Source organism: Pantoea sp. GbtcB22, from assembly GCF_019091025.1.
Lineage (GTDB): Bacteria > Pseudomonadota > Gammaproteobacteria > Enterobacterales > Enterobacteriaceae > Pantoea > Pantoea leporis.
The window spans coordinates 192,105-217,982 of sequence record NZ_JAGXKB010000008.1; the positions used below are offsets into that span (position 1 = coordinate 192,105).

A 25,878-nucleotide genomic window follows, 5' to 3' on the forward strand; every position below is an offset into this window, starting at 1 on the left:
TTCCTGTGCCGTGACGACGCTTTGGAGGGGAACGATGTCGCAGCCACCCAAAATATTGCTGCTTTACGCCCATCCGGAATCACAGGATTCGATTGCTAATCGGGTTTTGCTGCAGTCGGCTATGGAACTGGACCACGTCACGGTGCACGATTTATACGCCCACTATCCGGATTTTTTTATTGATATTCACTATGAGCAGCAGCTGCTGCGCGACCATCAAATCGTTGTATTCCAACATCCACTTTATACCTACAGCTGCCCGGCGCTCCTGAAGGAGTGGCTGGATCGTGTGCTGTCGCGCGGCTTTGCCAGCGGACCGGATGGTAATGCGCTGGAAGGCAAATACTGGCGCAGCGTGGTCACCACCGGCGAACCGGAAGCGGCGTATCACCCTAGCGGCCTGAATCGCTATCAGATGAGTGACATCATGCGTCCGTTTGAGCTGACGGCGCAGATGTGCCGCATGCACTGGATGACGCCGATGGTGATTTACTGGGCGCGTCGACAAACGCCGGACGTGATGCGTAATTTTGCGCGCGCGTATGGTGACTGGCTGGCTTCACCGCTGCCGCAGGGAGGTGTGTGATGGAAGGCGAAACGTTACTGACGGCGGGCGTGATTTATCTGGTCGCGGCGGTGCTGATTGTGCCGATTGCGGCGCGTCTCGGCATTGGCGCGGTGCTGGGCTATCTGCTGGCCGGTATCGCGATTGGTCCGTGGGGTTTGGGGTTCATCAGCGACGTTGAGGAGATTCTGCACTTCTCGGAACTCGGCGTGGTGTTCCTGATGTTCATCATCGGGCTTGAACTGAACCCCTCGAAACTGTGGGCGCTGCGCCGTTCGATATTTGGCGTTGGTGCGGCTCAGGTGCTGATTTCCGCCGCCATTCTCGGCGGATTGCTGTGGCTGACCGATTTTAGCTGGCAGGCGGCGGTGATTGGCGGCATTGGTCTGGCAATGTCATCCACGGCGATGGCGCTGCAGCTGATGCGCGATAAAGGCATGAACCGCAGTGAATCGGGACAGCTCGGTTTCTCAGTGTTGCTGTTCCAGGATTTAGCGGTGATTCCCGCGTTGGCGCTGGTGCCGCTGCTGGCGGGCGGCGACAGCGGTCATGTTGACTGGTTGAAAGTTGGGATGAAAGTGCTGGCGTTCGGCGGGATGCTGATTGGTGGTCGTTATCTGCTGCGCCCGATTCTGCGCTTCATTGCCGCATCCGGCGTGCGCGAAGTGTTTACTGCCGCCTCACTGCTGCTGGTGCTGGGTTCGGCACTATTTATGGATGCGCTCGGCCTGTCGATGGCGCTCGGTACTTTCATCGCGGGTATTCTGTTGGCGGAAAGCGAGTATCGCCACGAGCTGGAAGTGGCCATTGAACCGTTCAAAGGTTTGTTGCTGGGCTTGTTCTTTATTTCGGTTGGCATGGCGCTGAATCTCGGCGTGCTTTATACCCACATCACTGAAATTTTGTTGGGCGTGCTGATTCTGGTGACGGTGAAAACGCTGGTGCTGTATGTGCTGGGGCGCATTTATGGCCTGCGCAGTTCGGAGCGCCAGCAGTTTGCCGGTGTGTTAAGCCAGGGCGGCGAGTTTGCCTTTGTGCTGTTCTCGGCGGCGTCGTCGGCCAAAATGTTCAGCGGCGACCAAATGCCGCTGCTGCTGGTGACGGTGACGTTATCCATGATGACCACGCCGCTGCTGATGAACGGCATCGATCGTCTACTGGCGCACCGCTTTAATGAGCCCGATGAAAATGCCGAGAAGCACTTTGTTGAGGACGATCGGCCGCAGGTCATTGTGGTGGGCTTTGGTCGTTTTGGTCAGGTTGTTGGCCGTTTGCTGATGGCGAACAACAAGCGCATTACCGTGCTGGAGCGTGATATCTCCGCGGTGAGCCTGATGCGTAAATATGGCTATAAGGTTTACTATGGCGACGCCACTGAGCTGGAGCTGCTGCGTGCGGCGGGCGCGGAGAATGCGCAATCCATCGTCATTACCTGTAACGATCCGGAAGATTCGATGACCATCGTGCAACTGTGTCAGCAGCATTTCCCGCAGCTGGAAATCCTGGCGCGTGCGCGTGGACGTGTTGAGGCGCACGAACTGTTGCAGGCGGGTGTTACGCTGTTCTCGCGTGAGACGTTCTCCAGTGCGCTGGAGCTGGGTCGTAAAACGCTGATCTCGCTGGGCATGCATCCGCATCAGGCGCAGCGCGCGCAGCAACATTTCCGTCGTCTGGATATGCGTATGCTGCGTGAGCTGGTGCCCAGCCACGATGACAGCGCGCAGGTTTCGCGTGTGCGTGAGGCGCGGCGCGAGCTGGAGGATATCTTCCAGCGCGAAATGCAGCACGAGAAACGTCAGTTTGACGGCTGGGATGACGAGTAGAACTATACTTACTTAATCCGTTCACTAACGACGGCAGGAAACAGTATGCGTAAACAATTTATTGCCGGTGCGGTTTGCCCGCACTGCCAGGAAAAAGACACGTTGGCATTGTGGCGTGAAAACAATGTTGATGTGGTGGAGTGCGTCGAGTGCGGTCATCAAATGCGGGAAGCGGATAAGCAGGTGCGCGATCAGGTTCGCAGCAATGAGCAAGTGATCGGCATTTTTCATCCTGAGTAGCGCAATGGCTCAGCTTTTTTTAAGCTTGAACTTACAGCGGGATTGAATTCCGTTACAATCGGCGCCATTAACGCTGAGCAGTATGCAACAACACATTTGTTGGCATCCTCAGTCTTGAACCTTTCTGGTTGGTTATTGCACGCAAAATTGACCAATGGGACGGGATCTTAGTTCTCAACGGTTAGGAGATATCATGAAAGTAGCAAAAGACCTGGTGGTGAGCCTGGCGTATCAGGTTCGTACCGAAGACGGTGTGTTGGTTGACGAGTCACCGGTGAGTGCACCGTTGGACTATCTGCACGGTCATGGTTCCCTGATTTCTGGTCTGGAAAAAGCGCTGGAAAATCATGATGTAGGCGATAAGTTTGACGTGCATATCCCGGCGAACGACGCTTACGGTCAATACGATGACAACCTCGTACAGCGCGTGCCAAAAGACGTGTTTATGGGCGTTGACGAACTGCAGGTTGGCATGCGCTTCCTGGCAGAAACCGATCAGGGTCCAGTTCCGGTTGAAATCACCGAAGTTGAAGATGAGCACGTAGTGGTTGATGGTAACCACATGCTGGCGGGTCAGAACCTGAACTTCAACGTGGAAGTTGTGGCGATTCGCGCAGCAACCGAAGAAGAGCTGGCGCACGGTCACGTGCATGGCGCTGATGGTCATCATCACGATCATGACCACGACCATGGTCACGACCACGGCCAGGGCGGTTGTGGCACTGGCGGTTGCGGCTGCAGCCACTAATTAGTGTGATGCTGGCGAGGCCACCTTCGGGTGGCCTTTCTTATATACAGCATCTAAGAATGTGCGAGCAACATTGAGGCAAGGCGCCAGGAATCGGGAGAGCGCAGCATACTGTAGTATGTGAGCATCTCACGGTGACGCAGCAACGCGGCATCGATGTGGCGCAGCCATTCTGGACATTAGTAATGCGGCGGCGGGGTTTCTTCTGCTTGTGATGCGATCATCGACGGCGCGCTATCTTTCACTTTATCGATTAACAGACGGACCTGCTCACGCAGTCTGATCATCTCCAGCTCATGCTGAACCACCGTTTGATTGAGCTGATCGATGGTGTATTCCTGAAAAGCCAGCTTGCTCTCCAGCGCCTCAAGGCGTTGTTCCCATTCTGTTGGTTGCATGATCTTTCCTCATCTTGCGGTGCTGCACGTTAGTCTGTTTCGGGCCTGATTCTACGGCCTTTCGCTTCAGAATCACCTGATATTTTACCTTTCCGCGCCATGCTGCATTGAAACGGCGCATAACGCCTATATCTCTGATGAAACTTCCTGAAGCAAAAAAGGTCGGAGGTTGGACGGGTAATTACATTGTGGGAGTGTTCGCCGCTGCCACGTAAAGTTATAGTGTGGGCCTCAGTCCGCAATGATTCCCGAGGTTAGAGGCTTCGGTTTTGGAGAAAGGATGAATTCACTGTTTAAAGTCACATTGTTAGCTACCACCATGGCCTTCGCGCTGAATGCACCGCTGGCAATGGCAGCAGAAACCGCCGCTGCTCCAGCAGACGCCGCTCAGGCTGCGCCGCAAGCACCGAAAAATGCTGCCTTCAAAAACGAAGACCAGCAATCAGCTTATGCACTTGGCGCGTCCCTGGGTCGCTACATGGACAACTCTCTGAAGGAACAAGAGAAGCTGGGCATCAAACTTGATAAAGATCAGTTGATCGCGGGTGTTCAGGACGCCTTTGGCGGCAAGAGCAAACTCTCTGATCAAGAGATCGAGCAAACCCTGCAGGCCTTTGAAGGCCGCGTAAAAGGTGCTGCTCAGGCGAAGATGGAAAAAGACGCGAAAGAGAACTCTGATAAGGGTTCCGCTTACGCTGACAAATTCGCTAAAGAAAAAGGCGTGAAGAAAACCGAATCTGGCCTGCTGTATCAGGTAGAGAAAGAAGGTACCGGTAGCGCGCCGAAAGACAGCGACACTGTGGTTGTGAACTACAAAGGGACGCTGATCGACGGTACTGAGTTCGATAACTCTTATACCCGCGGTGAGCCGCTGTCGTTCCGTCTGGACGGTGTGATTCCGGGCTGGACCGAAGGTCTGAAGCACGTGAAGAAAGGCGGTAAAATCAAGCTGGTGATCCCACCGAACCTGGCTTACGGCAAAAATGGCGTTCCGGGTATTCCGGCCAACTCCACGCTGGTGTTCGATGTTGAACTGCTCGACATCAAACCCGCGCCGAAAGCGGACGAAAAAGCGCAGGCTCCAGTCGCTGCCGATCAGAAAGCACAGTAATCTTAACTTTCTGCATCACGCCGCCCTCGGGCGGCGTTTTTATTGCGGAGAAGAGAGTAAAGGTCTGGCTAAAGACCAGCACATTTGCCAGACTAGCGCCTGCACAATTATCACAATATGAGTCTGCCCCAATGCTGTCGAGACAGGCTCCAGCCATTTAGGGTAATGTCTTCGATGTCTAATCCATTCAATCCCGGTGAACTGACTGACTTCGATTTACTGGAGCAACGTCCGTTCGAGCAAGCAGATTACGATATCCTCAAATCCTACGAAGCCGTTGTCGATGGCCTGGCGATGTTGATTGGCTCGCACTGCGAAATCGTGCTTCATTCGCTGGAAGATTTGAAGTGTTCTGCGGTGCGTATCGCCAACGGTGAACATACCGGGCGTAAAGTGGGTTCGCCGATTACCGATTTAGCGCTGCGTATGCTGCACGATATGCACGGCGCCGACAGCAATGTCTCCAGAGCCTACTTCACGCGCGCGAAAAGCGGTGTGCTGATGAAATCGGTCACGATCGCGATTCGTAATCGCCAGCAGCGCGTTATTGGCTTGCTGTGCATCAACATGAACCTCGACGTTCCGTTCTCGCAGATTATGTCGACCTTTATGCCGCCGGAGATGCAGCAGGTGGATTCCAACGTCAACTTTGCCAGCTCGGTGGAAGATCTGGTGATGCAGACGCTTGAGTTCGCGATTGAAGAAGTGAGCGCTGACCGTAACGTCTCTAATAATGCTAAGAATCGCCAGATCGTGCTCAATATGTATGAGAAGGGTATCTTCGACATTAAAGATGCGATTAACCAGGTGGCCGATCGCCTCAATATCTCCAAGCACACGGTTTACCTCTATATTCGTCAGTTTAAAAGCGGTGATTTTCAGGGGCAGGATCGCTAATGCGCTACACCTTGCTGGTCACCGGACCGGCATACGGCACGCAACACGCCAGCAGCGCGCTGCTGTTTGCGCGTGCACTCATCAAGGCCGGGCACCAGCTGGAGAGCGTGTTCTTCTATCGTGAAGGCGTGTTGAATGCCAACCAACTGAGCGCGCCGGCCAGCGATGAGGTGGATATGGTGCGTGAATGGCAGCAGTTGCGCGCTGAAAGTGGCGCCGTGCTGAATATCTGCGTGGCCGCAGCATTACGTCGTGGCGTAACCGACGCGCATGAAGCCGCGCGCTTGCAACTGGCGGGCAGTAACTTGCAGCCGGGTTTTGAACTCAGCGGTTTGGGCGCATTGGCAGAAGCCGCGCTCAGCTGCGATCGTCTGGTGCAATTCTGATGAACCGCGTGGCTTTTCTATTTACCCAGGCACCGCACGGCAGCAGCGCGGGCAGGGAAGGGCTGGATGCTGTGCTGGCGACGGGCGCGCTAAGCGAAGATATCGGTCTGTTCTTTATCGGGGATGGCGTGCTGCAGCTCAATCGCGACCAACAACCTGAGCAAATTCTGGCGCGTAACTACATCGCGACCTTTGGCGTGCTGGAGTTGTACGATATTGACCAGTGTTTTGTCTGCGCCGATTCGCTGCTGGCGCGCGGGCAAAGTTTGACGGCCGAACGTGTGTTAAACGCTGAAGTGATGGATGCCGCATCGCTACGCGAGAAGCTGGCTTACTATCATCGTGTTATTCGATTCTGAGAACTGATCATGCTCTACACGCTGCTGCAATCTCCCTGGCAATGCGACCTCGATAGCCTGCTGCTTTTATTGCAGGAAGGCGACGAGCTGCTTTTATTGCAGGATGGCGTCACCGCCGCTTTGGCTGGCAGCCAAATGTTAATCAAGCTCAGCGCATCGCCGGCTACGCTGTGGGTATTAGAAGAAGATGTGGGCGCGCGCGGCCTGGATGAGCAAATTTCGACCAATGTAGCACGTTTGGACTATACTGGTTTCGTTGCGATGACAGCGAAGCATCCACAACAAGTGGCCTGGTAAGAGCGAAAACCTGGTTATTTCTTGACACCCTTTTGACACAGCCCTAAAATTCTGCCTCCTCGTAGTAATACGAGGCGATTTATTACGTGTTTACGAAGCAAAAAGCTAAATCCCAGGAGCTATTTAATGGCAACAGTTAACCAGCTGGTTCGCAAACCACGCGTACGCAAAGTTGCAAAGAGCAACGTGCCTGCGCTGGAAGCTTGCCCGCAGAAACGTGGTGTATGTACTCGTGTGTACACCACTACCCCTAAAAAACCAAACTCAGCACTGCGTAAAGTTTGCCGTGTGCGTTTGACCAACGGTTTTGAAGTTACCTCCTACATCGGTGGTGAAGGTCATAACCTGCAGGAACACTCAGTGATCCTGATCCGTGGCGGTCGTGTTAAAGACTTGCCAGGTGTGCGTTACCACACCGTTCGTGGCGCGCTGGACTGCTCAGGTGTTAAAGACCGTAAGCAGTCACGCTCCAAGTACGGCGTGAAGAAGCCAAAGGCTTAATGGTTCTCCGTTAAGTAAGGCCAAACGTTTTAACTTAAATGTCAAACTAAACTCGTAGAGTTTTGGACAATCCTGAATTAACAACGGAGTATTTCCATGCCACGTCGTCGCGTCATTGGTCAGCGTAAAATTCTGCCGGATCCTAAGTTCGGATCAGAGCTGCTGGCTAAATTTGTAAATATCCTGATGGTAGATGGTAAAAAATCTACTGCTGAATCTATCGTCTATACCGCGCTTGATACCCTGGCTCAACGCGCTGGTAAAGATGGCCTGGAAGCGTTCGAGGTTGCTCTCGAAAACGTACGTCCGACTGTCGAAGTTAAGTCACGTCGCGTTGGTGGTTCTACCTACCAGGTTCCAGTTGAAGTCCGTCCGGTTCGTCGTAATGCCCTGGCAATGCGTTGGATCGTAGAAGCTGCTCGTAAACGCGGTGATAAATCTATGGCTCTCCGCCTGGCGAACGAACTTTCTGATGCTGCAGAGAACAAAGGTACTGCAGTTAAGAAACGTGAAGACGTTCACCGCATGGCTGAAGCCAACAAGGCGTTCGCACACTACCGCTGGTAACAGCAACGTAGTTGTTATAAACCCAGCGGGCGTCCCAGTGACTCACCTGCTGGGCTTTTTTAACTTAGAACGTCTAAGAATCAGAGGAATCAAATGGCTCGTAAAACACCCATTGAGCGCTACCGTAACATTGGTATCAGTGCGCACATCGACGCCGGTAAGACTACAACTACCGAACGTGTTCTGTTCTACACCGGTGTAAACCACAAAATCGGTGAAGTTCATGACGGCGCAGCAACCATGGACTGGATGGAGCAGGAGCAGGAACGTGGTATTACCATCACGTCTGCTGCGACTACCTGTTTCTGGTCTGGTATGGCTAAGCAGTTTGAACCACACCACGTAAACATCATCGACACCCCGGGACACGTTGACTTCACCATCGAAGTTGAGCGTTCTATGCGTGTGCTTGATGGCGCAGTAATGGTTTACTGTGCAGTTGGTGGTGTTCAGCCACAGTCTGAAACCGTATGGCGTCAGGCTAACAAATATAAAGTTCCACGCATCGCGTTCGTTAACAAAATGGACCGCATGGGTGCTAACTTCCTGAAAGTTGTTGACCAGATGAAAGTGCGCTTGGGTGCAAACCCAGTTCCACTTCAGCTGGCTATCGGCGCAGAAGAAGGTTTCACCGGTGTTGTTGACCTGGTGAAAATGAAAGCGATCAACTGGAACGATGCCGATCAGGGCGTTACCTTCGTTTACGAAGATATTCCAGCTGATATGCAGGAACTGGCTGAAGAGTGGCGTGCGAAGCTGGTTGAAGCCGCTGCTGAAGGTTCTGATGAGCTGATGGAGAAGTTCTTCGGCGGTGAAGAACTGACCGAAGAAGAGATTAAAACTTCTCTGCGTAAGCGCGTTCTGAAAAACGAAATCATCCTGGTTACCTGTGGTTCTGCATTTAAGAACAAAGGTGTTCAGGCGATGCTGGATGCGGTAGTTGAATACCTGCCAGCACCGACTGACGTTACCGCGATTAACGGTATGCTGGACGACGGTAAAGACACGCCGGCTGAGCGTCATTCCGATGACAAAGAGCCGTTTGCTGCACTGGCGTTCAAAATCGCTACCGACCCGTTTGTTGGTAACCTGACCTTCTTCCGCGTTTACTCTGGTGTTGTTAACACCGGTGACACCGTGTTCAACCCGGTTAAGTCAAACCGTGAGCGTCTGGGCCGTATCGTTCAGATGCACGCGAACAAACGCGAAGAGATCAAGGAAGTTCGTGCGGGCGATATCGCCGCTGCGATCGGTCTGAAAGACGTAACCACTGGTGACACCCTGTGTGACCCAGACAACGTCATCATTCTTGAGCGTATGGAATTCCCTGAGCCGGTAATCTCTATCGCCGTTGAGCCGAAAACCAAAGCTGACCAGGAAAAAATGGGTCTGGCTCTGGGTCGTCTGGCGAAAGAAGATCCATCATTCCGCGTATGGACTGATGAAGAAACCAACCAGACCATCATCGCAGGTATGGGTGAGCTGCACCTCGACATCATCGTTGACCGCATGAAGCGTGAATTCAACGTTGAAGCGAACGTCGGTAAACCTCAGGTTGCTTACCGTGAAGCGATTCGCGCGAAAGTTACCGATATCGAAGGTAAACACGCCAAGCAGTCTGGTGGTCGTGGTCAGTATGGTCATGTTGTTATCGACATGTACCCACTGGAGCCGGGCGTTAATCCGAAAGGTTACGAATTTGTCAACGATATCAAGGGCGGTGTGATTCCAACTGAATACATCCCTGCGGTTGATAAAGGTCTCCAGGAGCAGCTGAAATCAGGTCCACTGGCTGGTTATCCGGTAGTTGATCTGGGTGTTCGTCTGCACTTCGGTTCATACCATGATGTCGACTCCTCTGAGCTGGCGTTTAAACTGGCTGCTTCTTTAGCCTTTAAAGATGGCTTTAAGAAAGCACAACCTGTTCTGCTTGAGCCAATCATGAAGGTTGAAGTAGAAACTCCGGAAGAGAACACCGGTGACGTTATCGGTGACCTTAGCCGTCGTCGTGGTATGCTCAAAGGACAGGAATCTAACGCTACTGGCGTTCAGATCCATGCTGAAGTTCCGCTGTCTGAAATGTTCGGATATGCAACCCAGCTGCGTTCTCTGACCAAAGGCCGTGCTTCTTACTCCATGGAGTTCCTGAAGTACGATGATGCGCCGAACAACGTCGCTCAGGCCGTTATTGAAGCTCGTAGCAAATAAGCTACGGTTTAAAAATTGTGAACTGATGCCTTCATGACTCATGAAGGCACAACGTAAGGAATTATCGCCATGGCGAAAGAGCAATTTCAGCGTAACAAACTGCACGTAAACGTGGGCACCATCGGTCACGTCGACCACGGTAAAACCACCCTGACTGCAGCAATTACTACCGTACTGGCTAAAACCTACGGCGGTAAGGCAAGCAAATTCGATGAGATCGATAAAGCGCCAGAAGAGAAAGCACGTGGTATCACCATCAACACTTCTCACGTTGAATATGAAACCCCGTCTCGCCACTATGCGCACGTTGACTGCCCAGGCCACGCCGACTATGTGAAAAACATGATCACCGGTGCTGCGCAGATGGACGGCGCGATCCTGGTTGTTGCTGCGACTGATGGCCCAATGCCACAGACCCGTGAGCACATCCTGCTGGGTCGTCAGGTTGGCGTTCCTTACATCATCGTGTTCCTGAACAAGTGCGACATGGTTGATGATGAAGAGCTGCTGGAACTGGTAGAGATGGAAGTACGTGACCTGCTGTCAGCTTATGACTTCCCAGGCGACGACACTCCAATCGTACGTGGTTCTGCTCTGAAAGCGCTGGAAGGCGACGCTGAGTGGGAAGCTAAGATCATTGAGCTGGCTGAGCACCTGGATACTTACATCCCAGAGCCAGTTCGTGCAATCGACAAGCCGTTCCTGCTGCCAATCGAAGACGTATTCTCAATCTCTGGCCGTGGTACCGTTGTTACCGGTCGTGTTGAGCGCGGTATCGTTAAAGTGGGCGACGAAGTTGAAGTTGTTGGCCTTAAAGACACTGTGAAATCAACCTGTACTGGCGTTGAAATGTTCCGCAAACTGCTGGACCAGGGTCAGGCAGGCGAGAACTGTGGTGTTCTGCTGCGTGGTATCAAGCGTGAAGACATCGAGCGTGGCCAGGTTCTGGCTAAGCCGGGTTCAATCAAGCCACATACCCAGTTCACTTCAGAAGTTTACGTTCTGTCTAAAGATGAAGGCGGCCGTCATACTCCGTTCTTCAAAGGCTACCGTCCTCAGTTCTACTTCCGTACTACTGACGTGACCGGTGACGTTCAACTGCCAGAAGGCGTTGAGATGGTAATGCCAGGCGACAACGTAAAAATGACCGTTACTTTGATCAAGCCAATCGCTATGGATCAGGGTCTGCGTTTTGCAATCCGTGAAGGCGGCCGTACTGTTGGTGCGGGTGTTGTTGCTGAAATTATCGCTTAATTGCGTTAATGTCGATGGCTGTTTCGGCAGTCATCGCAGCATGAAAAAGAGCACTTCGGTGCTCTTTTTTTATGTCTGAATTTTGCCGTTTCGATTAATCCCACATAAAAGCTGCGTTTGAAATAAAAACCATTCTCATTTACAATTTGATCATAAATTGTACGGGAGTCCGCAGTAAATGTACGTCTGCTTGTGTAATGCCGTGAGTGATAAAACTCTGCGCGAAGTGGTTCGCCGCTATCAACCCAAATCGATTCAACAATTGCGCCAGTTGGTTCCCATTGGAAAGCAATGTGGCAAGTGCTTGCGGTTTGCGCGTGAAATTATGGAAGATGAACTGCAAAACGTGCCGCTCTACAAAGAGATAGCTTAATAAAGTAATTTTGCACTTCCTAATACCCACAATAACTGTCGCGTTTTTTTGACTTCCTTTCATCCGCATCTACGCTCTATTTAGTTGGAAGCGGAGGAAGCAAAAATGAAGGGCGACAGTAAAATCATATTTCATCTCAACAAATTGCTGGGGAATGAACTGGTTGCGATTAATCAGTACTTCCTTCATGCGCGTATGTTCAAAAATTGGGGTCTGACCCGGCTCAATGACGTTGAGTATCATGAGTCAATCGATGAAATGAAACATGCGGACAAATACATCGAACGCATTCTTTTTCTTGAAGGAATTCCTAACCTGCAAGATCTAGGTCGATTACGCATCGGTGAAGACGTGCCGGAAATGCTGCAATCTGACCTGGCATTAGAACTGGAAGGCGCAAAGGATTTGCGTGAGGCGATAGCCTATGCCGACAAGGTTCATGACTACGTCAGCAGAGACATGATGATTGAGATTCTTACGGAAGAGGAAGGGCACATAGACTGGCTGGAAACGGAACTCGATCTGGTGAACAAACTCGGCCTGCAAAATTATCTTCAGACTCAATTAAAAGATCAGAACGAACATTAGCCATATGCCCATCGTCACGCAAGCCCGCTCAGTCAAAACGATTGCTGCGGGTTTTTTTCGGTCTGTAACCAGATTGATGTGGTTAAAAACACAACACGGGTTGCTTCCTGAACTGATTTACGTATAATGCGCGGGCCTGCCGATATTGGTGTGGCGCGATTCGAGCAGAATCGCAGGGGATAGCTGTTTATGTATCGCCTAACAATACTCCCAATTGGGGAGTTATATGCTGAACGATTACACTCCTCCATCAATCGTAATGGATGCGGGTAGTAATTCTTTTCGTTTATAAAATGTTTGGAGCCTTGGTCTCATGTCGAACCAAAGAATCCGTATTCGTCTTAAAGCGTTTGATCATCGCCTGATCGATCAATCAACCGCGGAAATCGTTGAGACTGCCAAGCGCACTGGTGCGCAGGTACGTGGTCCGATCCCGCTGCCAACCCGCAAAGAGCGTTTTACCGTTCTGATCTCTCCGCACGTTAACAAAGACGCGCGTGATCAGTACGAAATCCGCACTCACAAGCGTCTGGTAGACATCGTTGAGCCAACTGAAAAAACCGTTGATGCTCTGATGCGTCTGGACCTGGCTGCCGGTGTTGACGTGCAGATCAGCCTGGGTTAATCAGGTCATCGAGCGATTGAGAGGTTGATACAATGATTGGTTTAGTCGGTAAAAAAGTGGGTATGACCCGCATCTTCACTGAAGATGGCGTTTCAATCCCAGTAACCGTTATCGAAGTTGAAGCGAACCGCGTTACTCAGGTCAAAGGCCTGGACAACGATGGTTACCAAGCTATTCAGGTTACCACCGGTGCTAAAAAAGCAAGCCGTGTGAGCAAGCCTGAAGCAGGTCATTTTGCTAAAGCTGGCGTTGACGCTGGCCGTGGTCTGTGGGAATTCCGCACCGAAGGTGAAGATTTCTCTGTTGGCCAGAGCATCAGTGTTGAAATTTTCGCTGACGTTAAAAAAGTAGACGTGACCGGTACCTCTAAAGGTAAAGGTTTCGCAGGTACCGTTAAGCGCTGGAACTTCCGTACCCAGGATGCTACACACGGTAACTCCTTGTCACACCGCGTTCCGGGTTCTATCGGTCAGAACCAGACTCCGGGCAAAGTGTTCAAAGGCAAGAAAATGGCTGGTCAGCTGGGTAATGAGCGCGTAACCGTTCAGAGCCTGGAAGTAGTACGTGTTGACGCTGAGCGCAACCTGCTGCTGGTCAAAGGTGGCGTCCCGGGTGCAACTGGGTGCGATCTGATTGTTAAACCAGCTGTGAAGGCGTAAGGGGATAGCAATGGAATTAGTACTGAAAGACGCGCAGAGCGCGCTGACTGTTTCCGAAACTACCTTCGGTCGTGATTTCAACGAAGCGCTGGTTCACCAGGTTGTTGTTGCTTATGCTGCTGGTGCTCGTCAGGGTACTCGTGCGCAGAAGACTCGTGCTGAAGTTACTGGTTCAGGCAAAAAGCCTTGGCGCCAGAAAGGTACCGGCCGTGCGCGTTCAGGTTCTGTAAAGAGCCCGATCTGGCGTTCAGGTGGCGTAACCTTCGCTGCACGTCCACAGGACCACAGTCAAAAAGTTAACAAAAAGATGTACCGCGGCGCGCTGAAAAGCATTCTGTCCGAGCTGGTACGTCAGGACCGTCTGATCGTTGTCGAGACGTTCTCTGTAGAAGCGCCTAAAACTAAGCTGCTGGTACAGAAACTGAAAGACATGGCGCTGCAAGATGTGCTGATCATCACCGGTGAACTGGATGAGAATCTGTTCCTGGCTGCGCGTAACCTGTACAAGGTTGACGTGCGTGATGCAGCGGGCATCGACCCAGTTAGCCTGATCGCCTTCGACAAAGTCGTTATGACTGCGGAAGCAGTTAAGCAAGTTGAGGAGATGCTGGCATGATCCGTGAAGAACGTCTGCTGAAAGTAGTGCGTGCACCGCACGTATCAGAAAAAGCATCTACTGCGATGGAAAAAACCAATACCATCGTTCTCAAAGTTGCTAAAGACGCGACCAAAGCAGAGATCGTTGCTGCTGTTGAGAAGCTGTTCGAAGTGGAAGTTAAAGACGTAAACACCCTGGTAGTTAAAGGGAAAGTTAAGCGTCACGGACAGCGTATCGGTCGTCGTAGCGACTGGAAAAAAGCTTACGTCACCCTGAAGGAAGGCCAGAATCTGGACTTCGTCGGCGGCGCTGAGTAAGTCGGAGGAGAAAGACAATGGCAGTTGTTAAATGTAAACCGACATCTCCGGGTCGTCGCCACGTAGTTAAAGTGGTGAACCCAGAGCTGCACAAGGGCAAACCATTTGCTCCGCTGGTAGAAAAAAACAGCAAATCCGGTGGTCGTAACAACAATGGTCGTATCACTACCCGTCATATCGGTGGTGGTCACAAGCAGGCTTACCGTATTGTTGACTTCAAACGCAACAAAGATGGTATCCCAGCAGTTGTTGAGCGTCTTGAGTACGATCCGAACCGTTCTGCGAACATCGCACTGGTTCTGTACAAAGATGGCGAGCGCCGTTACATCCTGGCCCCTAAAGGCCTGAAAGCCGGCGATCAGATTCAATCTGGCGTTGATGCTGCGATTAAAGCAGGTAACACCCTGCCGATGCGTAACATCCCGGTGGGTTCTACCGTTCATAACGTAGAAATGAAACCAGGCAAAGGCGGTCAGATTGCTCGCTCAGCTGGTACTTACGTGCAGATCGTAGCGCGTGAGGGTTCCTACGTTACCCTGCGTCTGCGTTCAGGCGAAATGCGCAAAGTTGAATCCGAATGTCGTGCAACTCTCGGCGAAGTCGGCAACTCTGAGCACATGCTGCGCGTACTGGGTAAAGCTGGTGCAACCCGTTGGCGTGGTGTTCGTCCTACCGTTCGCGGTACTGCGATGAACCCAGTCGATCACCCGCACGGTGGTGGTGAAGGTCGTAACTTTGGTAAGCACCCGGTAACTCCGTGGGGCGTTCAGACCAAAGGTAAGAAGACCCGTAGCAACAAGCGTACTGATAAATTTATCGTACGTCGCCGTAGCAAATAATTTTAGAGGATAAGCCATGCCACGTTCTCTCAAGAAAGGTCCTTTTATTGACCTGCACTTGCTGAAGAAGGTAGAGAAAGCGGTGGAAAGCGGTGACAAGAAGCCCCTGCGCACTTGGTCCCGTCGTTCAACGATCTTCCCTAACATGATCGGTTTGACCATCGCTGTCCATAATGGTCGTCAGCACGTTCCTGTCTTTGTTTCCGACGAAATGGTCGGCCACAAACTGGGTGAATTTGCACCGACACGTACTTATCGCGGCCATGCTGCAGATAAGAAAGCCAAGAAGAAATAAGTAGGAGGAAGAGATGGAAACTATTGCTCAACATCGCCATGCTCGTTCTTCTGCTCAGAAGGTTCGCCTGGTGGCAGACCTGATTCGCGGTAAGAAAGTGTCGCAGGCTCTGGATATTCTGACCTACACCAACAAGAAAGCTGCTGTGTTGGTTAAGAAAGTCCTGGAATCTGCCATTGCGAACGCCGAACACAACGATGGCGCTGATATCGACGATCTGAAAGTCGCGAAAATCTTCGTAGACGAAGGCCCAAGCATGAAGCGCATTATGCCGCGTGCGAAAGGTCGTGCAGATCGCATCCTGAAGCGCACCAGCCACATTACTGTGGTTGTGTCCGATCGCTGAGACTCTGGAGACTAGCAATGGGTCAGAAAGTACATCCTAATGGTATTCGCCTGGGTATTGTAAAACCATGGAACTCTACCTGGTTTGCGAACACCAAAGAATTCGCTGACAACCTGGACAGCGATTTTAAAGTCCGTCAGTTCCTGACCAAGGAACTGTCTAAAGCGTCTGTATCTCGTATCGTTATCGAGCGTCCGGCTAAGAGCATCCGTGTGACTATTCACACTGCTCGCCCGGGTATCGTTATCGGTAAAAAAGGTGAAGACGTAGAAAAACTGCGTACGGTCGTCGCGAAAATCGCTGGCGTTCCTGCACAGATCAACATCGCCGAAGTCCGTAAGCCGGAACTGGACGCTAAATTGGTTGCTGATAGCATCACTTCACAGCTGGAGCGTCGTGTGATGTTCCGTCGTGCTATGAAGCGTGCTGTACAGAACGCAATGCGTCTGGGCGCGAAGGGTATTAAAGTCGAAGTCAGCGGCCGTTTGGGCGGTGCCGAGATCGCACGTACCGAATGGTACCGTGAAGGTCGCGTACCGTTGCACACACTGCGTGCAGATATTGACTACAACACCTCTGAAGCGCACACCACTTATGGTGTAATCGGCGTTAAGGTATGGATCTTCAAAGGCGAGATCCTGGGTGGTATGGCTGCTGTTGAACAACCGGAACCGGCTGCTCAACCTAAAAAGCAGCAGCGTAAAGGCCGTAAGTAAGGAGAGTCGCTGATGTTACAACCAAAGCGTACGAAATTCCGTAAAGTGCACAAAGGCCGCAACCGTGGTCTGGCGCAAGGTACGGATGTCAGCTTCGGTACTTTCGGTCTGAAAGCTGTTGGCCGTGGTCGTCTGACTGCTCGTCAGATCGAAGCAGCACGTCGTGCTATGACCCGTGCAGTTAAGCGTCAAGGTAAAATTTGGATCCGTGTATTCCCGGACAAACCAATTACCGAGAAGCCGCTGGAAGTGCGTATGGGTAAAGGTAAGGGTAACGTGGAGTATTGGGTTGCCCTCATTCAACCGGGTAAAGTCCTGTATGAAATGGACGGAGTTTCGGAAGAATTGGCCCGTGAAGCCTTCAAGCTGGCAGCAGCAAAACTGCCTATCAAAACCACCTTTGTTACTAAGACGGTGATGTAATGAAAGCAAATGAGCTGCGTGAAAAAAGCGTTGAAGAGCTGAATACTGAGCTACTTAACCTGCTGCGTGAGCAGTTTAACCTGCGCATGCAAGCAGCATCCGGCCAACTTCAGCAAACCCATCTGCTGAAAGAAGTTCGCCGTAATGTTGCACGTGTTAAGACTTTACTGACTGAGAAGGCGGCGTAATGACCGATAAAATCCGTACTCTGCAGGGTCGTGTTATTAGTGACAAAATGCAGAAATCTGCAGTTGTTGCTATCGAACGTGTCGTGAAACACCCGATCTACGGTAAATTCATCAAGCGTACGACTAAGCTGCACATCCATGACGAGAACAATGAATGCGGTATTGGTGACGTGGTTGAAATCCGCGAAACCCGTCCGCTGTCCAAGACTAAGTCTTGGACGCTGGTTCGCGTTGTAGAGAAAGCGGTTCTGTAATAGAATCCGTTTCCTCTAAAAAATAAAACGAACGGCTCGTCTGAGCCGTTCGTTTTTTCTACCCATGTGCGAGAACCGGTGTTATAATGCCGCGCCCTCAATTATGGGGCTTTTTAACGACCTGAGGTTTGGGTCCCGAAGTAGTAGTTGACATTAGCGGAGCACTAAAATGATCCAAGAACAGACTATGCTGAACGTCGCCGACAACTCCGGTGCACGTCGCGTAATGTGTATCAAGGTTCTGGGTGGCTCGCACCGTCGCTACGCAGGCGTCGGCGATATCATCAAAGTGACCATCAAGGAAGCAATTCCTCGTGGCAAGGTGAAAAAAGGTGATGTCCTGAAAGCGGTAGTGGTGCGCACCAGGAAGGGTGTTCGTCGCCCGGACGGTTCTGTCATTCGCTTCGATGGTAATGCATGCGTTATTTTAAACAATAACAGCGAGCAACCTATCGGTACGCGTATTTTTGGGCCGGTAACTCGTGAACTTCGTACTGAAAAGTTCATGAAAATTATCTCTCTGGCACCAGAAGTACTCTAAGGAGCGAGCAATGGCAGCGAAAATCCGTCGTAACGACGAAGTTATCGTGCTTACCGGCAAAGACAAAGGTAAACGCGGTAAAGTAAAGAACGTCCTGACTTCTGGTAAAGTCATCGTTGAAGGTATCAACTTGGTTAAGAAACATCAGAAGCCGGTTCCGGCCCTGAACCAGCCAGGTGGCATCGTTGAAAAAGAAGCTGCTATTCAAGCTTCCAACGTTGCACTCTTCAATGCGGCAACCGGCAAGGCTGACCGTGTAGGCTTTAGATTCGAAGACGGCAAAAAAGTCCGTTTCTTCAAGTCTAATAGCGAAACTATCAAGTAATTTGGAGTAGTACGATGGCGAAACTGCATGATTACTACAAAGACGAAGTAGTCCAGAAACTCATGACAGAGTTCGGCTACAATTCTGTCATGCAAGTCCCTCGGGTCGAGAAGATCACCCTGAACATGGGTGTTGGTGAAGCGATCGCTGACAAGAAACTGCTGGATAACGCAGCAGCTGACCTGGCAGCAATCTCCGGTCAAAAACCGCTGATCACCAAAGCACGCAAATCAGTTGCAGGCTTCAAAATCCGTCAGGGCTATCCGATCGGCTGTAAAGTAACTCTGCGCGGTGAGCGTATGTGGGAGTTCTTTGAGCGTCTGATCACTATTGCTGTACCACGTATTCGTGACTTCCGCGGTTTATCTGCTAAGTCGTTCGACGGTCGTGGTAACTACAGCATGGGCGTTCGTGAGCAGATCATCTTCCCAGAAATCGATTATGACAAAGTCGATCGCGTTCGTGGTTTGGATATTACCATTACCACTACTGCGAAATCTGATGATGAAGGCCGTGCTCTGCTGGCTGCCTTTGAATTCCCATTCCGCAAGTAAGGTAGGGTTACTTAATGGCTAAGCAATCGATGAAAGCACGCGAAGTTAAGCGTGTGAAATTAGCAGACAAGTTCTTCGCCAAGCGCGTTGAACTGAAAGCGATCATTTCTGATGTGAACGCATCCGACGAAGATCGTTGGGATGCCGTTCTCAAGCTGCAGAGTCTGCCGCGTGATTCCAGCCCTTCCCGTCAGCGTAACCGCTGCCGTCAGACAGGTCGTCCGCACGGTTTCTTGCGGAAGTTTGGGTTGAGCCGTATCAAGGTCCGTGAAGCCGCAATGCGCGGTGAAATCCCGGGTCTTAAAAAGGCTAGCTGGTAATTGTCACCATTTGAATCACGGGAGTAACACAGATGAGCATGCAAGATCCGATCGCGGATATGCTGACCCGTATCCGTAACGGTCAGGCCGCGAACAAAGTTGCGGTCTCTATGCCTTCCTCCAAGCTGAAAGTGGCAATTGCCAACGTGCTGAAGGAAGAAGGCTATATTGAAGATTTTAAAATCGAAGGCGATATCAAGTCTGAGCTGGAAGTTACTTTAAAGTATTTCCAGGGCAAGGCTGTGGTAGAGAGCATTCAGCGTGTTAGTCGTCCAGGTCTGCGCATCTATAAGAAAAAAGATGAGCTGCCAAAAGTAATGGCTGGTCTGGGCATCGCTGTAATCTCTACCTCTAAAGGTGTCATGACTGATCGTGCAGCGCGCCAAGCTGGTCTTGGTGGCGAAATTATCTGCTACGTAGCGTAATCGGAGGAATAAAATGTCTCGTGTTGCAAAAGCACCTGTCGTTGTTCCTGCGGGCGTAGAGGTAAAACTCAGCGGTCAGGAAGTTTCGATCAAAGGCAAAAACGGCGAGCTGACTCGTACTATCAACAGTGCTGTAGAAGTTAAGCATGCAGACAACGCCCTGACTTTCGCTCCACGCGAAGGTTATGCGGATGGTTGGGCACAAGCAGGTACTGCTCGTGCGCTGCTGAACGGCATGGTTATCGGTGTTACCGAAGGCTTCACCAAGAAGCTGCAACTGGTTGGTGTTGGTTATCGTGCAGCTGTTAAAGGCAACTCTGTGAGCTTGGCCCTGGGCTTCTCTCACCCTGTTGACCATGCACTGCCGGCCGGCATCACTGCTGAATGTCCAACTCAGACTGAGATCGTGCTGAAAGGCGCAGATAAACAGCTGATTGGTCAGGTTGCAGCTGATCTGCGCGCCTACCGTCGTCCTGAGCCTTATAAAGGCAAGGGTGTTCGTTACGCCGACGAAGTCGTGCGTACCAAAGAGGCTAAGAAGAAGTAAGGTAACACTATGGATAAGAAATCTGCTCGTATCCGTCGTGCGACCCGTGCACGTCGCAAGCTCAAAGAGCTGGGTGCTACTCGCCTGGTGGTACATCGTACCCCGCGTCATATCTACGCACAGGTGATCGCCCCGAACGGTTCCGAAGTTCTGGTTGCTGCTTCTACTGTAGAAAAAGCTATTGCCGAACAACTGAAGTATACCGGTAACAAAGACGCCGCTGCAGCTGTAGGTAAAGCTCTGGCTGAGCGCGCTGTTGAGAAAGGCATTACTAATGTCTCTTTCGACCGTTCCGGGTTCCAATATCATGGTCGTGTCCAGGCACTGGCAGATGCTGCCCGTGAAGCTGGCCTTCAGTTCTAAGGTAGAGGTCTAAGATGTCAAACATCGAGAAACAAGCTGGCGAACTGCAGGAAAAACTGATCGCGGTAAACCGTGTATCTAAAACTGTAAAAGGTGGTCGTATTTTCTCCTTCACCGCACTGACTGTAGTGGGTGATGGTAACGGCCGCGTTGGTTTTGGTTACGGTAAAGCGCGTGAAGTTCCAGCAGCGATCCAGAAAGCGATGGAGAAAGCCCGTCGCAATATGATTAACGTCGCGCTGACTCACGGTACCCTGCAGCACCCTGTTAAAGGTGCTCACACAGGTTCTCGTGTGTTCATGCAGCCAGCTTCTGAAGGTACCGGTATCATCGCCGGCGGTGCAATGCGCGCCGTTTTAGAAGTTGCTGGAGTACATAACGTTCTTGCTAAAGCGTATGGTTCTACCAACCCGATTAACGTGGTTCGTGCAACTATCGATGGCCTGGGCAATATGAATTCTCCGGAAATGGTCGCTGCCAAGCGTGGTAAATCCGTTGAAGAAATTCTGGGGTAATCACGATGGCTAAGACAATTAAAATTACACAAACCCGCAGTTCAATCGGCCGCCTGCCTAAGCACAAAGCGACTCTGGTTGGCTTGGGTCTGCGTCGCATCAATCACACCGTTGAGCGTGAAGATACGCCTGCTGTACGCGGTATGATTAACGCGATTTCCTACATGCTGAAAGTGGAGGAGTAAGAGATGCGTTTAAACACTCTGTCTCCGGCCGAAGGGTCTAAACACGCTTCTAAGCGTCTGGGTCGTGGTATCGGTTCTGGCCTCGGTAAAACTGGTGGTCGTGGTCACAAAGGGCAGAACTCTCGTTCTGGCGGTGGCGTACGTCGCGGTTTCGAGGGTGGCCAGATGCCTCTGTACCGTCGTCTGCCGAAATTCGGTTTCACCTCTCGCAAAGCAATGATCACGACAGAAGTTCGTCTGTCTGATCTGGCGAAAGTTGAAGGCGGTATTGTTGACCTGAATACGCTGAAAGCGGCCAATATTATCGGTGTTCAGATTGAATTCGCGAAAGTGATTCTTTCTGGTGAAGTTTCTGCACCGGTAACGGTTCGCGGTCTGCGTGTCACCAAAGGTGCTCGTGCTGCAATCGAAGCTGCTGGCGGTAAAATCGAGGAATAAGTAGCAGATGGCAAAGCAACCGGGATTAGATTTTCAAAGTGCCAAAGGTGGCTTTGGTGAACTGAAGCGCAGACTGTTGTTTGTAATCGGTGCACTCATTGTCTTCCGAATTGGCTCTTTTATTCCAATCCCCGGTATCGATGCCACTGTACTTGCCAAACTGCTTGAGCAACAGCGTGGTACCATCATTGAAATGTTCAACATGTTCTCTGGTGGTGCTCTCAGTCGTGCCTCAATCTTCGCTCTGGGTATCATGCCGTATATTTCGGCTTCTATTATTATCCAGCTGCTGACGGTGGTTCATCCAGCGTTAGCTGAGATTAAGAAAGAGGGTGAAGCTGGTCGTCGCAAGATTAGCCAGTACACTCGCTACGGCACACTGGTTCTGGCTGTATTCCAGTCGATCGGTATTGCTACCGGTTTACCGAATATGCCTGGAATGCAGGGGCTGGTAATGAATCCAGGCTTTGCATTCTACTTTACCGCTGTTGTAAGTCTGGTTACTGGGACAATGTTTCTGATGTGGCTGGGCGAACAGATTACTGAGCGAGGTATCGGTAACGGTATCTCGATCATTATCTTCGCAGGTATTGTTGCGGGACTCCCGCCGGCCATTGGCCATACCATCGAGCAAGCGCGGCAAGGTGACCTGCACTTCCTTCTGTTGCTGTTGGTTGCAGTTCTAGTATTTGCAGTGACGTTCTTTGTTATTTTCGTCGAGCGTGGCCAGCGCCGCATTGTGGTCAACTACGCTAAACGTCAGCAAGGCCGTCGTGTATATGCTGCACAGAGCACACATTTACCGTTGAAAGTGAATATGGCGGGCGTAATCCCAGCTATTTTTGCTTCCAGCATTATTCTGTTCCCGGCGACCATAGCATCATGGTTCGGGGGCGGTACCGGTTGGAACTGGCTGACAACAATTTCGCTGTATTTGCAACCAGGACAGCCGCTTTATGTGCTACTCTATGCGACTGCAATCATCTTCTTCTGTTTCTTCTACACGGCGTTGGTCTTCAACCCACGTGAAACAGCAGATAACCTGAAGAAGTCTGGTGCATTCGTACCGGGAATTCGTCCGGGAGAGCAAACGGCGAAGTACATCGATAAAGTAATGACACGTCTGACCTTAATCGGCGCACTGTATATTACTTTTATCTGCCTGATCCCGGAGTTCATGCGTGATGCTATGAAAGTTCCATTCTACTTTGGCGGCACATCGCTGCTCATCGTAGTGGTCGTCATCATGGACTTTATGGCTCAAGTGCAAACTCTGATGATGTCGAGTCAGTACGAGTCTGCATTGAAGAAAGCTAACCTGAAGGGCTACGGCCGTTAATTCGGGTGCTTGAGAAGTTACGGAGAGTAAAAATGAAAGTTCGTGCTTCCGTCAAGAAATTATGTCGTAACTGCAAAATCATTCGCCGCGACGGTGTCGTACGTGTGATCTGCAGCGCCGAGCCAAAGCATAAACAGCGCCAAGGCTGATATTGTCACATATTTTTCTTGCAAAGTCGGGTTGAGCTGGCTAGATTAGCCAGCCAATCTTTTGTATGTCGATGCGTTACCATTTGAGTATCCTGAAAACGGGCTTTTCAGCATGGGACGCATTTGTTTAATTATAGGAGTGCATAGTGGCCCGTATAGCAGGCATTAACATTCCTGATCAAAAACATACCGTTATCGCATTAACTTCGATTTTCGGTATCGGTAAAACTCGTTCTAAAGCCATCTGTGCTTCAACGGGTATTGCTGAAAATGTTAAGATCAGAGAGCTGTCTGAAGAACAAATTGAACAGCTGCGTGAAGCAGTTGGTAAATTCGTTGTTGAAGGTGATCTGCGCCGTGAAATCACCCTGAGCATCAAGCGTCTAATGGACCTTGGTTGCTATCGTGGTTTACGCCATCGTCGTGGTCTGCCAGTTCGCGGTCAGCGTACTAAGACCAATGCACGTACCCGTAAGGGTCCGCGTAAACCGATCAAGAAATAATCGGGGTGAGTAAATAATGGCAAAGGCACCAGTTCGTGCACGCAAGCGTGTAAGAAAACAAGTCTCAGATGGCGTGGCTCATGTCCATGCATCTTTTAACAACACCATCGTTACAATTACTGATCGTCAGGGTAACGCACTGGGTTGGGCAACCGCCGGTGGTTCCGGTTTCCGCGGTTCACGTAAATCTACTCCGTTTGCTGCTCAGGTAGCTGCAGAGCGCTGTGCAGAAGCAGTGAAAGATTACGGTATTAAGAATCTGGAAGTTATGGTTAAGGGTCCGGGTCCAGGACGCGAATCAACAATTCGTGCTCTGAACGCTGCTGGTTTCCGCATCACTAATATTACTGATGTGACTCCAATCCCTCACAACGGTTGTCGTCCGCCGAAAAAACGTCGCGTTTAATCGCCCGTTTTTAGGTTAGTTGGAGAAAGAAAATGGCAAGATATTTGGGTCCTAAGCTCAAGCTGAGCCGTCGTGAGGGTACCGACTTATTCCTTAAGTCTGGCGTTCGCGCGATCGATACCAAGTGCAAAATTGAACAACCACCTGGTCAGCATGGTGCGCGTAAACCGCGTCTGTCTGACTACGGCGGCCAGTTGCGTGAAAAGCAGAAAGTTCGTCGTATGTACGGCGTGCTGGAGCGTCAGTTCCGCAACTACTATAAAGAAGCAGCACGTCTGAAAGGCAACACAGGTGAAAACCTGCTGGCCCTGCTGGAAGGCCGTCTGGATAACGTTGTTTACCGTATGGGCTTTGGCGCCACTCGTGCAGAAGCACGTCAGCTGGTTAGCCATAAATCTATCCTGGTGAACGGTCGCGTTGTTAACATCGCTTCTTATCAGGTATCTCCGAATGATGTCGTAAGCATCCGTGAGAAAGCCAAACAGCAATCTCGCGTGAAGGCCGCTCTGGAGCTGGCTGAGCAGCGTGAAAAGCCAACCTGGCTGGAAGTTGATGCTACTAAGATGGAAGGTGTGTTCAAGCGTATTCCTGAACGTACTGATCTGTCTGCGGACATTAACGAACACCTGATCGTCGAGCTTTACTCTAAGTAAAGCTTAGTACCAAAGAGAGGACACAATGCAGGGTTCTGTGACAGAGTTTCTAAAACCGCGCCTGGTAGATATCGAGCAAGTGAGTTCGACGCACGCCAAGGTGACCCTTGAGCCGTTAGAGCGTGGCTTTGGCCATACTCTTGGCAACGCACTGCGCCGTATTCTGCTTTCTTCCATGCCGGGTTGCGCGGTGACCGAGGTTGAGATTGATGGTGTGCTTCATGAGTACTCCACCAAAGAGGGCGTACAGGAAGATATCCTGGAAATCCTGCTTAACCTGAAAGGGTTGGCGGTAAGAGTTCAAGGTAAAGATGAAGTCATCCTTACTTTGAATAAATCTGGCATTGGCCCTGTGACTGCAGCCGACATCACCCACGACGGTGATGTTGAAATCGTCAAGCCGCAGCATGTGATCTGCCACCTGACCGATGAAAACGCATCTATTAGCATGCGTATCAAAGTTCAGCGTGGTCGTGGTTATGTGCCGGCTTCTGCCCGAATTCATTCGGAAGAAGATGAGCGCCCAATCGGCCGTCTGTTGGTTGACGCTTGCTACAGCCCTGTAGACCGTATTGCCTACAATGTTGAAGCAGCGCGTGTAGAACAGCGTACCGACCTGGACAAGCTGGTCATCGAAATGGAAACCAACGGCACAATCGATCCTGAAGAGGCGATTCGTCGTGCGGCAACCATCCTGGCAGAACAACTGGAAGCTTTCGTTGACTTACGTGATGTACGTCAGCCGGAAGTAAAAGAAGAGAAACCAGAATTCGATCCGATCCTGCTGCGCCCTGTTGACGATCTGGAATTGACTGTCCGCTCTGCTAACTGCCTCAAGGCAGAAGCTATCCACTACATCGGTGATCTGGTACAGCGTACCGAGGTTGAGCTGCTTAAAACGCCTAACCTGGGTAAAAAATCTCTTACCGAGATTAAAGATGTGCTTGCTTCACGTGGTTTGTCTCTGGGCATGCGCCTGGAAAACTGGCCACCAGCAAGCATTGCTGATGAATAAACCGATCACAGGTTAAGGTTTCACT

43 protein-coding genes are annotated in these 25,878 nt (G+C 51.1%); 42 read left to right on the plus strand and 1 reads right to left on the minus strand.

Features of this window, described 5'->3' with window-relative positions; translation table 11 throughout:
* The first annotated feature begins 34 nt into the window (after positions 1–34).
* The 4 genes from kefG to slyD all read left to right on the plus strand — a co-directional run bounded on the left by kefG (position 35) and on the right by slyD (position 3,376).
* Positions 35–586 (plus strand): glutathione-regulated potassium-efflux system ancillary protein KefG, encoded by a 552-nt coding sequence (gene kefG / locus KVT28_RS21050; protein ID WP_217549939.1) that lies wholly within the window; start codon positions 35–37, stop codon positions 584–586.
* Entirely contained in the window at positions 586–2,388 is a 1,803-nt protein-coding gene (gene kefB, locus KVT28_RS21055) for a glutathione-regulated potassium-efflux system protein KefB (protein WP_110867600.1), read from the plus strand. Before kefG ends, kefB begins: the two co-directional genes overlap by 1 nt.
* A gap of 45 nt (positions 2,389–2,433) precedes the next feature.
* Complete coding sequence (locus KVT28_RS21060; protein ID WP_007892203.1) at positions 2,434–2,628, plus strand: YheV family putative zinc ribbon protein; 195 nt, start codon at positions 2,434–2,436, stop codon at positions 2,626–2,628.
* A gap of 193 nt (positions 2,629–2,821) precedes the next feature.
* A complete protein-coding gene (gene slyD / locus KVT28_RS21065) occupies positions 2,822–3,376 on the plus strand; it encodes a peptidylprolyl isomerase (RefSeq protein WP_049851962.1) in 555 nt (184 codons plus the stop codon).
* Positions 3,377–3,555: 179 nt separating this feature from the next.
* Here the strand turns inward: slyD and KVT28_RS21070 are convergent, their stop codons facing one another.
* On the minus strand, positions 3,556–3,774 hold the full coding sequence (locus KVT28_RS21070; RefSeq protein WP_101762638.1) for a protein SlyX: 219 nt from the start codon (positions 3,772–3,774) through the stop codon (positions 3,556–3,558).
* Positions 3,775–4,054: 280 nt separating this feature from the next.
* Here KVT28_RS21070 and fkpA point away from each other — a divergent pair, with 280 nt between their 5' ends.
* The 38 genes from fkpA to rpoA all read left to right on the plus strand — a co-directional run bounded on the left by fkpA (position 4,055) and on the right by rpoA (position 25,853).
* Positions 4,055–4,885: an FKBP-type peptidyl-prolyl cis-trans isomerase gene (fkpA, locus tag KVT28_RS21075; RefSeq protein ID WP_101762637.1), complete on the plus strand. Its 831-nt coding sequence runs from the start codon at positions 4,055–4,057 to the stop codon at positions 4,883–4,885.
* A 174-nt stretch (positions 4,886–5,059) separates the two neighbouring features.
* Entirely contained in the window at positions 5,060–5,782 is a 723-nt protein-coding gene (locus tag KVT28_RS21080) for a transcriptional regulator (RefSeq protein ID WP_007886240.1), read from the plus strand.
* Positions 5,782–6,168, plus strand: coding sequence for a sulfurtransferase complex subunit TusD (gene tusD, locus KVT28_RS21085; RefSeq protein ID WP_137386636.1), 387 nt, complete (start codon positions 5,782–5,784; stop codon positions 6,166–6,168). Before KVT28_RS21080 ends, tusD begins: the two co-directional genes overlap by 1 nt.
* Positions 6,168–6,527, plus strand: coding sequence for a sulfurtransferase complex subunit TusC (tusC, locus tag KVT28_RS21090; RefSeq protein WP_217549941.1), 360 nt, complete (start codon positions 6,168–6,170; stop codon positions 6,525–6,527). Before tusD ends, tusC begins: the two co-directional genes overlap by 1 nt.
* 9 nt (positions 6,528–6,536) lie before the next feature.
* The gene (gene tusB, locus KVT28_RS21095) at positions 6,537–6,824 is read left to right on the plus strand and encodes a sulfurtransferase complex subunit TusB (protein WP_217549943.1); all 288 of its coding nucleotides are present in this window, start codon (positions 6,537–6,539) and stop codon (positions 6,822–6,824) included.
* A 126-nt stretch (positions 6,825–6,950) separates the two neighbouring features.
* Entirely contained in the window at positions 6,951–7,325 is a 375-nt protein-coding gene (gene rpsL / locus KVT28_RS21100) for a 30S ribosomal protein S12 (RefSeq protein ID WP_006120575.1), read from the plus strand.
* 96 nt (positions 7,326–7,421) lie between these two features.
* Positions 7,422–7,892, plus strand: a complete 471-nt coding sequence (rpsG, locus tag KVT28_RS21105; protein ID WP_007886246.1) for a 30S ribosomal protein S7 — start codon at positions 7,422–7,424, stop codon at positions 7,890–7,892.
* A gap of 93 nt (positions 7,893–7,985) precedes the next feature.
* A complete protein-coding gene (gene fusA / locus KVT28_RS21110; RefSeq protein WP_101762633.1) occupies positions 7,986–10,100 on the plus strand; it encodes an elongation factor G in 2,115 nt (704 codons plus the stop codon).
* A 69-nt stretch (positions 10,101–10,169) separates the two neighbouring features.
* The gene (gene tuf / locus KVT28_RS21115) at positions 10,170–11,354 is read left to right on the plus strand and encodes an elongation factor Tu (RefSeq protein ID WP_110867595.1); all 1,185 of its coding nucleotides are present in this window, start codon (positions 10,170–10,172) and stop codon (positions 11,352–11,354) included.
* Between the two features lie 178 nt (positions 11,355–11,532).
* The gene (bfd, locus tag KVT28_RS21120; protein ID WP_101762565.1) at positions 11,533–11,727 is read left to right on the plus strand and encodes a bacterioferritin-associated ferredoxin; all 195 of its coding nucleotides are present in this window, start codon (positions 11,533–11,535) and stop codon (positions 11,725–11,727) included.
* Positions 11,728–11,832: 105 nt separating this feature from the next.
* Complete coding sequence (gene bfr, locus KVT28_RS21125; RefSeq protein ID WP_217549945.1) at positions 11,833–12,315, plus strand: bacterioferritin; 483 nt, start codon at positions 11,833–11,835, stop codon at positions 12,313–12,315.
* Between the two features lie 313 nt (positions 12,316–12,628).
* The gene (rpsJ, locus tag KVT28_RS21130) at positions 12,629–12,940 is read left to right on the plus strand and encodes a 30S ribosomal protein S10 (protein WP_006120582.1); all 312 of its coding nucleotides are present in this window, start codon (positions 12,629–12,631) and stop codon (positions 12,938–12,940) included.
* Between the two features lie 32 nt (positions 12,941–12,972).
* Entirely contained in the window at positions 12,973–13,599 is a 627-nt protein-coding gene (gene rplC / locus KVT28_RS21135; protein WP_008104741.1) for a 50S ribosomal protein L3, read from the plus strand.
* Between the two features lie 10 nt (positions 13,600–13,609).
* A complete protein-coding gene (rplD, locus tag KVT28_RS21140; RefSeq protein ID WP_007891650.1) occupies positions 13,610–14,215 on the plus strand; it encodes a 50S ribosomal protein L4 in 606 nt (201 codons plus the stop codon).
* Positions 14,212–14,514 carry a 50S ribosomal protein L23 gene (gene rplW / locus KVT28_RS21145; protein ID WP_007891652.1) on the plus strand — a complete coding sequence of 101 codons (303 nt, stop codon included), beginning with the start codon at positions 14,212–14,214 and terminating at the stop codon, positions 14,512–14,514. Before rplD ends, rplW begins: the two co-directional genes overlap by 4 nt.
* A gap of 17 nt (positions 14,515–14,531) precedes the next feature.
* A complete protein-coding gene (gene rplB, locus KVT28_RS21150; protein ID WP_007891654.1) occupies positions 14,532–15,353 on the plus strand; it encodes a 50S ribosomal protein L2 in 822 nt (273 codons plus the stop codon).
* A 16-nt stretch (positions 15,354–15,369) separates the two neighbouring features.
* Entirely contained in the window at positions 15,370–15,648 is a 279-nt protein-coding gene (rpsS, locus tag KVT28_RS21155; RefSeq protein ID WP_001138115.1) for a 30S ribosomal protein S19, read from the plus strand.
* Positions 15,649–15,661: 13 nt separating this feature from the next.
* The gene (gene rplV / locus KVT28_RS21160; protein ID WP_007891659.1) at positions 15,662–15,994 is read left to right on the plus strand and encodes a 50S ribosomal protein L22; all 333 of its coding nucleotides are present in this window, start codon (positions 15,662–15,664) and stop codon (positions 15,992–15,994) included.
* Between the two features lie 17 nt (positions 15,995–16,011).
* Positions 16,012–16,710 (plus strand): 30S ribosomal protein S3, encoded by a 699-nt coding sequence (gene rpsC, locus KVT28_RS21165; protein WP_007891660.1) that lies wholly within the window; start codon positions 16,012–16,014, stop codon positions 16,708–16,710.
* A gap of 12 nt (positions 16,711–16,722) precedes the next feature.
* Positions 16,723–17,133 (plus strand): 50S ribosomal protein L16, encoded by a 411-nt coding sequence (gene rplP, locus KVT28_RS21170; protein ID WP_015962145.1) that lies wholly within the window; start codon positions 16,723–16,725, stop codon positions 17,131–17,133.
* On the plus strand, positions 17,133–17,321 hold the full coding sequence (rpmC, locus tag KVT28_RS21175; RefSeq protein WP_007891662.1) for a 50S ribosomal protein L29: 189 nt from the start codon (positions 17,133–17,135) through the stop codon (positions 17,319–17,321). Before rplP ends, rpmC begins: the two co-directional genes overlap by 1 nt.
* A complete protein-coding gene (rpsQ, locus tag KVT28_RS21180) occupies positions 17,321–17,575 on the plus strand; it encodes a 30S ribosomal protein S17 (protein WP_007891663.1) in 255 nt (84 codons plus the stop codon). The genes rpmC and rpsQ overlap by 1 nt, the downstream gene beginning before the upstream one ends.
* 169 nt (positions 17,576–17,744) lie before the next feature.
* The gene (rplN, locus tag KVT28_RS21185; RefSeq protein WP_006120590.1) at positions 17,745–18,116 is read left to right on the plus strand and encodes a 50S ribosomal protein L14; all 372 of its coding nucleotides are present in this window, start codon (positions 17,745–17,747) and stop codon (positions 18,114–18,116) included.
* 10 nt (positions 18,117–18,126) lie between these two features.
* Complete coding sequence (gene rplX, locus KVT28_RS21190; RefSeq protein WP_007891664.1) at positions 18,127–18,441, plus strand: 50S ribosomal protein L24; 315 nt, start codon at positions 18,127–18,129, stop codon at positions 18,439–18,441.
* Positions 18,442–18,455: 14 nt separating this feature from the next.
* Positions 18,456–18,995 carry a 50S ribosomal protein L5 gene (rplE, locus tag KVT28_RS21195; RefSeq protein ID WP_007891665.1) on the plus strand — a complete coding sequence of 180 codons (540 nt, stop codon included), beginning with the start codon at positions 18,456–18,458 and terminating at the stop codon, positions 18,993–18,995.
* 14 nt (positions 18,996–19,009) lie between these two features.
* On the plus strand, positions 19,010–19,315 hold the full coding sequence (gene rpsN, locus KVT28_RS21200; protein ID WP_007891666.1) for a 30S ribosomal protein S14: 306 nt from the start codon (positions 19,010–19,012) through the stop codon (positions 19,313–19,315).
* A 32-nt stretch (positions 19,316–19,347) separates the two neighbouring features.
* Positions 19,348–19,740, plus strand: a complete 393-nt coding sequence (gene rpsH / locus KVT28_RS21205) for a 30S ribosomal protein S8 (protein WP_007891668.1) — start codon at positions 19,348–19,350, stop codon at positions 19,738–19,740.
* 13 nt (positions 19,741–19,753) lie between these two features.
* Complete coding sequence (rplF, locus tag KVT28_RS21210; protein WP_008104735.1) at positions 19,754–20,287, plus strand: 50S ribosomal protein L6; 534 nt, start codon at positions 19,754–19,756, stop codon at positions 20,285–20,287.
* 9 nt (positions 20,288–20,296) lie between these two features.
* On the plus strand, positions 20,297–20,650 hold the full coding sequence (gene rplR, locus KVT28_RS21215; RefSeq protein ID WP_008104733.1) for a 50S ribosomal protein L18: 354 nt from the start codon (positions 20,297–20,299) through the stop codon (positions 20,648–20,650).
* Positions 20,651–20,664: 14 nt separating this feature from the next.
* Positions 20,665–21,165, plus strand: a complete 501-nt coding sequence (gene rpsE, locus KVT28_RS21220; protein WP_007891679.1) for a 30S ribosomal protein S5 — start codon at positions 20,665–20,667, stop codon at positions 21,163–21,165.
* A 5-nt stretch (positions 21,166–21,170) separates the two neighbouring features.
* Complete coding sequence (gene rpmD, locus KVT28_RS21225; RefSeq protein ID WP_007891681.1) at positions 21,171–21,350, plus strand: 50S ribosomal protein L30; 180 nt, start codon at positions 21,171–21,173, stop codon at positions 21,348–21,350.
* A gap of 3 nt (positions 21,351–21,353) precedes the next feature.
* The gene (rplO, locus tag KVT28_RS21230) at positions 21,354–21,788 is read left to right on the plus strand and encodes a 50S ribosomal protein L15 (protein WP_007891684.1); all 435 of its coding nucleotides are present in this window, start codon (positions 21,354–21,356) and stop codon (positions 21,786–21,788) included.
* Between the two features lie 7 nt (positions 21,789–21,795).
* The gene (gene secY, locus KVT28_RS21235; RefSeq protein ID WP_007891686.1) at positions 21,796–23,127 is read left to right on the plus strand and encodes a preprotein translocase subunit SecY; all 1,332 of its coding nucleotides are present in this window, start codon (positions 21,796–21,798) and stop codon (positions 23,125–23,127) included.
* A gap of 32 nt (positions 23,128–23,159) precedes the next feature.
* Entirely contained in the window at positions 23,160–23,276 is a 117-nt protein-coding gene (gene rpmJ, locus KVT28_RS21240) for a 50S ribosomal protein L36 (protein ID WP_004160566.1), read from the plus strand.
* Positions 23,277–23,422: 146 nt separating this feature from the next.
* The gene (gene rpsM / locus KVT28_RS21245; RefSeq protein WP_034830736.1) at positions 23,423–23,779 is read left to right on the plus strand and encodes a 30S ribosomal protein S13; all 357 of its coding nucleotides are present in this window, start codon (positions 23,423–23,425) and stop codon (positions 23,777–23,779) included.
* Positions 23,780–23,795: 16 nt separating this feature from the next.
* On the plus strand, positions 23,796–24,185 hold the full coding sequence (gene rpsK, locus KVT28_RS21250; protein WP_004160563.1) for a 30S ribosomal protein S11: 390 nt from the start codon (positions 23,796–23,798) through the stop codon (positions 24,183–24,185).
* Positions 24,186–24,217: 32 nt separating this feature from the next.
* The gene (gene rpsD / locus KVT28_RS21255; protein ID WP_007891687.1) at positions 24,218–24,838 is read left to right on the plus strand and encodes a 30S ribosomal protein S4; all 621 of its coding nucleotides are present in this window, start codon (positions 24,218–24,220) and stop codon (positions 24,836–24,838) included.
* A 25-nt stretch (positions 24,839–24,863) separates the two neighbouring features.
* Entirely contained in the window at positions 24,864–25,853 is a 990-nt protein-coding gene (gene rpoA, locus KVT28_RS21260; RefSeq protein WP_007891688.1) for a DNA-directed RNA polymerase subunit alpha, read from the plus strand.
* Positions 25,854–25,878 lie beyond the last annotated feature (25 nt).